The organism is Oleiphilus sp. HI0079 (assembly GCF_001635105.1).
In genome coordinates this window covers 1-7,117 of sequence record NZ_LWFT01000586.1, presented here as the reverse complement: position 1 = coordinate 7,117, position 7,117 = coordinate 1, and the positions used below count along the sequence as shown (strand labels likewise).

At 48.0% G+C, this 7,117-nt stretch carries 6 protein-coding genes and 1 pseudogene; 6 read left to right on the top strand and 1 reads right to left on the bottom strand.

The genetic code is table 11. The features are described from left to right. The coding region (locus A3750_RS10020) for an ATPase, T2SS/T4P/T4SS family (protein WP_156498511.1) at positions 1–1,275 on the bottom strand (1,275 nt) is incomplete at its 3' end. Between the two features lie 334 nt (positions 1,276–1,609). Between A3750_RS10020 and A3750_RS10015 the strand changes: the two genes are divergently transcribed. The 6 genes and pseudogenes from A3750_RS10015 to A3750_RS09990 form a co-directional block, all read left to right on the top strand. After that, on the top strand, positions 1,610–3,601 hold the full coding sequence (locus A3750_RS10015) for a methyl-accepting chemotaxis protein (RefSeq protein ID WP_068452312.1): 1,992 nt from the start codon (positions 1,610–1,612) through the stop codon (positions 3,599–3,601). A gap of 98 nt (positions 3,602–3,699) precedes the next feature. Beyond that, on the top strand, positions 3,700–4,389 hold the full coding sequence (locus A3750_RS10010; protein ID WP_068452315.1) for a type II secretion system protein N: 690 nt from the start codon (positions 3,700–3,702) through the stop codon (positions 4,387–4,389). Positions 4,390–4,391: 2 nt separating this feature from the next. Beyond that, complete coding sequence (locus tag A3750_RS10005; RefSeq protein WP_197466164.1) at positions 4,392–5,153, top strand: transglutaminase-like cysteine peptidase; 762 nt, start codon at positions 4,392–4,394, stop codon at positions 5,151–5,153. A 79-nt stretch (positions 5,154–5,232) separates the two neighbouring features. Then, complete coding sequence (locus A3750_RS10000) at positions 5,233–5,622, top strand: MerR family DNA-binding transcriptional regulator (RefSeq protein ID WP_068452318.1); 390 nt, start codon at positions 5,233–5,235, stop codon at positions 5,620–5,622. 32 nt (positions 5,623–5,654) lie between these two features. Beyond that, positions 5,655–6,827 carry an isovaleryl-CoA dehydrogenase gene (locus A3750_RS09995; RefSeq protein ID WP_369819933.1) on the top strand — a complete coding sequence of 391 codons (1,173 nt, stop codon included), beginning with the start codon at positions 5,655–5,657 and terminating at the stop codon, positions 6,825–6,827. A gap of 26 nt (positions 6,828–6,853) precedes the next feature. Beyond that, a pseudogene (locus tag A3750_RS09990) lies at positions 6,854–7,117 on the top strand (methylcrotonoyl-CoA carboxylase); the annotation flags it as partial.

The following is a 7,117-nucleotide window of genomic DNA, read 5'->3' as shown; positions in this document are numbered from 1 at the left end:
CAGCAAACGCGCCACACCTTCATCTGCCTCATAAGGCTCTTTGCATTGTTCACACAAAACACGAACAAGGCGCTGAGCAATAATTCCAACGAGACTACTACTAATCAGGAACGGTTCGACCCCCATGTCCATCAACCGAGTAATCGAGCCAACGGCCGTATTTGTGTGTAACGTTGATAAAACGAGGTGGCCCGTCAAACTCGCCTGCACTGCAATTTCTGCCGTCTCTAGATCACGGATTTCACCAATCATCACGACATCTGGATCTTGCCGCAATATAGCGCGAAGACCTCTCGCGAAGGTCATATCAACCTTTGTATTGACTTGTGTTTGCCCAATGCCTGGAAGGTTGTACTCAATAGGATCTTCAACGGTAAGGATATTGCGAGAGCGGTCGTTTATCTCAGAAAGCCCCGCATAGAGCGTAGTGGTTTTACCAGACCCTGTCGGACCCGTGACAAGCATAATGCCATGCGGTTGGGCGAGTATGCTCTTTAGCGCATTCAAATCTCGATCAGTCATACCCAAATGATCCAGCCGCAGCCGTCCCGCATTTTTGTCGAGCAGCCTAAGTACGATGCGCTCTCCATTTGCCGAAGGCATTGTCGAAACACGAATATCCACCTCACGACCACCAACGCGCAGTGAAATACGACCATCTTGGGGGATTCGTTTTTCGGCAATATCTAGCTTAGACATTACTTTGATACGCGAAACAAGTAATGGCGCCAAGGCACGTTTTGGCTTGACAATTTCACGCAGAATCCCATCGATGCGAAACCGCACGATGAGCTGCTTTTCGAAGGTTTCAATGTGAACATCCGATGCTGCAGTTTTTACCGCCTCAGTCAAAATCGCGTTAATGAGGCGAATAATGGGCGCATCGTCTTCCTGCTCGAGCAAATCTTCTGTCTCGGGCACAGAGTTAGCAAGACTGGTAAGATCCATGTCGTCGCCCAAGCCTTCAACCATCTGCATCGCTTCGGCAGAGTCATTCTGATAGGCAATATTCAGGTATTCATCAAACTCCTGCTCACTCGCCAACTCAAAATCAAGGCGACCGCGTGTAATTCGATTCAACTCCGCAAACGCTAAACTGGTCAGGCCAGGCCGATATACAATTTTTTGCGACTCACCATCCTGAACGATCACCGCGCCCTGCTTCTTTGCGAAAGAGAACGGCAAGCGGTCAAACAGAGCCAATTCAGTAGCAACGGGATCACTCTCGATACTTTGTAGGTTTGCTTGTTCAGGCGTTTCGTGTAACTCAGACACTCGGTGCTCTCTCACTATGTCAGGGACAGATTAATCGTACTATTTTTATTGTTTATCTAGGGTCGCACATTCTATGTGCATTCAATATGAAATCGTTCTGCTAATACATTAAATCATTGTAAGCGCATGTTAAACACGCCTATTGGCAGGAAACATTACCCTGTTCGCGTTTTGTGAGCCTATGCTTAATAGCAAAATTCATTTTTTGGACTAAATTTACGGCCAAGCTAGTCGATAACACAACTAACTAGAATTGAGACCGAACAACACAAATATGTGGCGCGAGACCTTGCTGGCATAGCGCGCTACCTGAGGAGATTACTTGNACGCTTTCATGTCCCCCGCGATTGCATTGATGAATCGCCTTAGCTACAACCAAAAGTTTGCGCTGATTAGTATACTTTGGCTCCTTCCGATCGTTTTTCTCGGTTGGGTGCTCTACAGCCAGCTTCAGAAAGAAATCAATGCCTCACAAACTGAACTAACCGGCAGTGAAACATATTTTGGCCTAATTAGCTTAGAGCACGAGTTCCAACGTCAAATTGACTTTGAATCACTCAACAGACAGCGCCAAAACCCCGCATTCGCAGACGCGATCAGTCGCAGTAAGTCCAATAACTCTCAAGCAATTACCGATCTAAAAGCTGCGAACAGTGGATTATTTGAAGAACAGCTCAGTGAGATTGACAACAATATCAGTCAAATTAGCAGCACCTCGCAAGCAATGGATATTTCAAGCCAACGAGGTTCTTATAGAAAGCTTGAAAGCTCGTTTACTCGACAGATCACCAAAGTTGCACAGTTAAGCAATCTTGCCCTCGACGCGGACCCATACGTTCAGCGCCGCTTTCAGCTCATCAACACACTCAACGACACGCTCTCTAGCACATTCGCCAATGTACGTACCTATGGCGTCTATTCGCTTTACGACGGCAACCTGAGCTACTTAGCTAGCGACGAACTCAACCGGCAATACGAAGCACTTCTGCTGACGGACGACAGACTGAGAAGCATTGTTGAAGAGGATAGCGAAGGCTTATCGCCTCAACTTCTCTCTGCATTACAGAATTTGCGGGATAAAGTGAACCAGCTTATTGCTACCATTGATGATGATCTGATGAATGCCGTCCGACTATCGCTTGACTGGAAATTATTTAGCAACGAGGTGGACGAGCTTTACGTTTCCCTTCAGTCACTCAATGACGTAGCGAAGGCAGAACTTCAACACGTACTTGAAGAACGCCTTGCTGAGCAAACCGGGTATTTAGGGTTCCTTTTCGGTGCGATCTTCATCATATTGCTTATCATTGCCTACCTTTATACGGGCTTTTCACTCTCCGTGAAAAAAGCCATCGCATCCTTTTCGGTCGCGGCGCGCAAAGTTGCCTCTGGCGACCTTACTGTAAAAATGGAAAAACAATCTTCCGATGAATTGGGTGCTTTAACGTTCTCATTCAACGATATGACCATGCAGGTTAAACAGCTGATCGAAACCGCGCGCTTTATGATCAAGGGCTTATCTGCTGATGCGCATACATTAAACCAGCTCGCGACCACAACCAGAGATACATTCCATAAACAACGCGATGAAACCGATGAGATTTCAAATGCTATGTCTCAAATGGTGGCCGCAGTAGGCGAAGTCGCACAGAATACCTCCCAAACCTCCGATGCGGCTCATCAAGCAGAAGGACGGGCTCAAGTAGGACGTACGATCGTCGGCGAAACAGTAGAATCTATCCATCGACTTGCAAACGAGATCAAAACCTCCGTCGGCCATATTGATCAGGTGTCTGAAGATAGCAGAGAAATCACGAATGCCTTGGTAGAGATAAAAGCGATCGCAGAACAAACTAACCTTCTCGCATTAAACGCAGCAATTGAAGCTGCCCGCGCCGGCGAGCAGGGCCGAGGTTTCGCGGTTGTTGCTGACGAAGTAAGAACCCTTTCGCAACGCACCCAAAAATCAACCGAAGACATCGACAAGATGGTTGATAAATTGCACAAGGGCGTCGCGTTAGCCGTTGACTCCATGAACAAGAGCCATAGTTCAACGGAGGAGACTGTTTCCCACAGCTCAGAGGTTAGCCAGGCACTTGAGCAGATCGTGGATAGTGTTTCGAGCATCGTAGATATGAGTCAGCAAATTGCGGGCGCAGCAGAAGAGCAAGCCATGATGACTGAAAACATTCAGAAAAGTGCCAGTGAGATTTCTGACCTTGGCGGTCAATCTCAAGCCCATGCCGATGACGCATTTAAAGCAAGTGAGCAACTTATAAACAGCACGGACAACCTCGAAACGCTGATTAACAACTTCAAAATCTAACAGCACATTAAGCACCAAGCCAAACATGTTGTGATACATTGAACAGCATGTTTGGCTTAGCTAGCGTACGCTAGCATTTTGTTTTGGGGTAATTCTGGATGTTACACAAGCGACTACCTTTGCTGATTGCGCTTGTTATTATTCTCGCAAGCATCGGCTTGAGTGCCTTTCAGCTCTATCCGCTTTATCTTGAATATTCTGGCGCCACAGCCACCTCGAAAAATCTCGGTCAGTCGATATCAACGACAGACTCTCTCCCATCTGCCAATGCACAACAGAACAAGCCAACCAACCGTAATATCGCCGACTACTCGATGTTTGGCAGTTTCAACGCTTCACAGGCGGTTGAGCAGGACGTCCAAGAGCTCCCAAAAACAAATCTACGTCTGACACTAACCGGAGTCTCTGCGTCCGAAAGCCAAAAACACGCCACCGCATTGATTGAGGGCCCCGACCGTTCTACAGAGAGCTATCGAGTGGGCGACACTCTGCCGGGAAATGCAGAACTTCACTCGGTTCGCAAAGATCGTGTAATTCTAAGCCGCTCAGGGAAGCTAGAGACCTTGTTTTTTACCGAAGGCGACAGCTCAACCCGACTACTTTCTTCGGTCACCAACCCAAGCGCTGCCAACACTGCGCCCTCCGCAAACACCAACTACCAAACGCTCGGGCAAAACCAAGCTCCCCGCATCAGCATTCCTGAGAACGCACCAAAAATTTCCAGCGAACAAAAACAAAGCATCCGAGACAAGCTGAGTGCTCTCAGATCGAGGCTTCGTAAGCAGTGACAGTGAGTCTTAGGCTAGCCAAGCACGCTAAGGTCTTAGTCAATCTGTCGCCCGGCACTATCGCTCCATCAAGGCTCGCTGTTTTATTTGTGACGATTTTTCTTGCTGTTTTTAACACTCAAGCCGTCGAGTTTAAGAGCAAACTACTCGAAATCGTAGAACGTCGCTTCGGGGATGACGCCGTCGACCGGTTGGTAAATTGGCAATTGCTGGCTTTAGATCTCAAGAAGAACTACAACGAACAATTTGAACTGGACCATCTCAAGCAGGTCAATGACTTCTTTAATCAAGCGCGGTTTGCAAGCGACGAAGAGCTTTGGGACGCAAAAGACTATTGGGCGACGCCGGTAGAATTACTCGCAAAGAACGCAGGTGATTGCGAAGACTATGCGATCGCAAAATTTTACACCCTCGTTTATGCAGGCTTTGATGAGGATAAATTGCAGATATCTTATGTCAAAGCCCTTGAGCTTAATCAAGCACACATGGTTCTCGCCTATTATTCGACACCTGACGCAGAACCATTGATTCTCGACAATATTGAGCCCGACATCCTGCCAGCGAGCCAACGCCCGGATCTCGAGCCAGTCTATAGCTTTAACGGGCTCGGGCTGTGGCTTAACCGCTTTGAGCGAGAGTCTGCAAAGCGCATTGGTAACGCAGGAATAATGGAGCAGTGGAACGATATGCTTCGTCGTCAAGGAATCATGCTGCTTGAACGTGAAGCCAAACAGAACAAAGCAAGTAAAGACAATCAAAATTGACCGCTAGCTATTGACGTTGACGTTAACGTCAATCCATACTGCGCTGAGTATTATTCATAGTCTTCTGCGCGCAAAAAAAATGGAACGAAAGACCTACAACATCTCGGAGTTATCTAGCGAGTTCGATATCACAACCCGCACAATGCGGTTTTATGAATCGGAAGGCCTCCTACACCCAACCCGCAATGGGCAAAACCGCATTTATGATGATTCAGATCGAGTCCGTTTAAAACTGATACTTCGTGGTAAGCGCCTTGGGCTCTCTCTCGCCGAGTCGAAAGAATTGATCAATATGTATTCGCCCGACGGCAATAATGAAGACCAGCTTCAAAGCCTGCTGTACAAAATTCGAGAGCGGCGAGAAGCGCTTGCGCAACAGCTGATCGACATACGCGCGATGGAAAATGAATTAATGGGCGCTGAAGAGCGCTGCCTTGAAGCGCTAAAAGCGCTCCAAACCAAACAATAAAGATAATTGATTACAGAACCCCGGAGTCATTCATGAGCATCGCCTCAATGCAAAACCTGAACTTTAACCTCGGCGAGACCGTCGACATCCTTAGAGACCAAGTAGCCTCTTTCGTTACTTCCGAGATCAAGCCGCTCGCTGCCAAAACAGACAGCGACAACGAATTTCCAAACGAATTATGGAGAAAGCTAGGCGATATTGGTGTGCTTGGGATGACAATCTCCGAAGAGTATGGCGGCTCTGGCTTGGGTTACCTCGCACATACCATTGCGATGGAAGAGATCAGTCGAGGCAGTGCGTCAATTGGCCTAAGCTATGGTGCACACTCAAACCTTTGCGTTAACCAGATCTATCGCAACGGCAACGACGAACAGAAACAAAAATATCTTCCTAAGCTTTGCTCTGGCGAGCACATTGGCGCTCTGGCAATGAGTGAACCGAACGCCGGAAGCGATGTGGTCAGTATGAAGTTACGAGCTGAACTCAAAGGCGATCATTATGTGTTGAACGGCACAAAAATGTGGATCACTAACGGGCCTGACGCCCATACTTACGTAATCTATGCCAAGACCGATGCAGACAAAAAAGCGCATGGTATTACTGCATTTATCGTCGAGCGTGACTGGAAGGGCTTCTCACGCTCACCTAAACTAGACAAGCTTGGTATGCGGGGTTCAAACACCTGTGAGCTCGTATTCGACAATGTCGAGGTCCCCATTGAGAATGTTCTGGGTCACGAGAACAAAGGTGTTCAGGTGCTCATGAGCGGTTTGGATTACGAGCGAATCGTTCTGAGCGGTGGGCCAACGGGCATTATGCAAGCCTGCATGGACAACGTTGTACCCTATATCCACGAACGTACGCAGTTTGGTCAGCCAATTGGTGAATTCCAACTTATCCAAGGTAAAGTGGCCGACATGTATACAACTATGAACGCGTGCAAAGCTTACCTATATGCCGTTGCCCAGTCAGCTGATCGCGGCGAAGCGACTCGAAAAGACGCCGCAGGCGTGATCCTTTATTGTGCTGAGAAGGCAACACAAATGGCCTTGGATGCGATACAGATTCTTGGTGGTAACGGCTATATCAATGACTATGAAACGGGGCGATTGCTTCGTGACGCCAAGCTTTATGAAATTGGTGCGGGCACCTCTGAAATTCGGCGAATGCTCATTGGTCGCGAACTATTTATGGAAACGCGCTAAGTCATAATTCGTTGAAAGGATAAATCATGCCAGTTCTTCACTCTCAGATATCCGTCAACTCACCCGAATTTGAGTTGCGCGCTTCATCGATGAATGCGTTAGTCGACGATCTTCGCCAGAAGCTGACCAACAACGCGACTTACAGTAGCCAAAAGCTCATCGACCGCCATCGCGCAAAAGGCAAGCTGCTCCCAAGAGAGCGGCTTGCCCACCTACTCGATCCCGGGACACCTTTTTTAGAATTGTCGGCACTTGCCGCTCACGAGGTCTACGAAGAAAGCGTCCCAGGT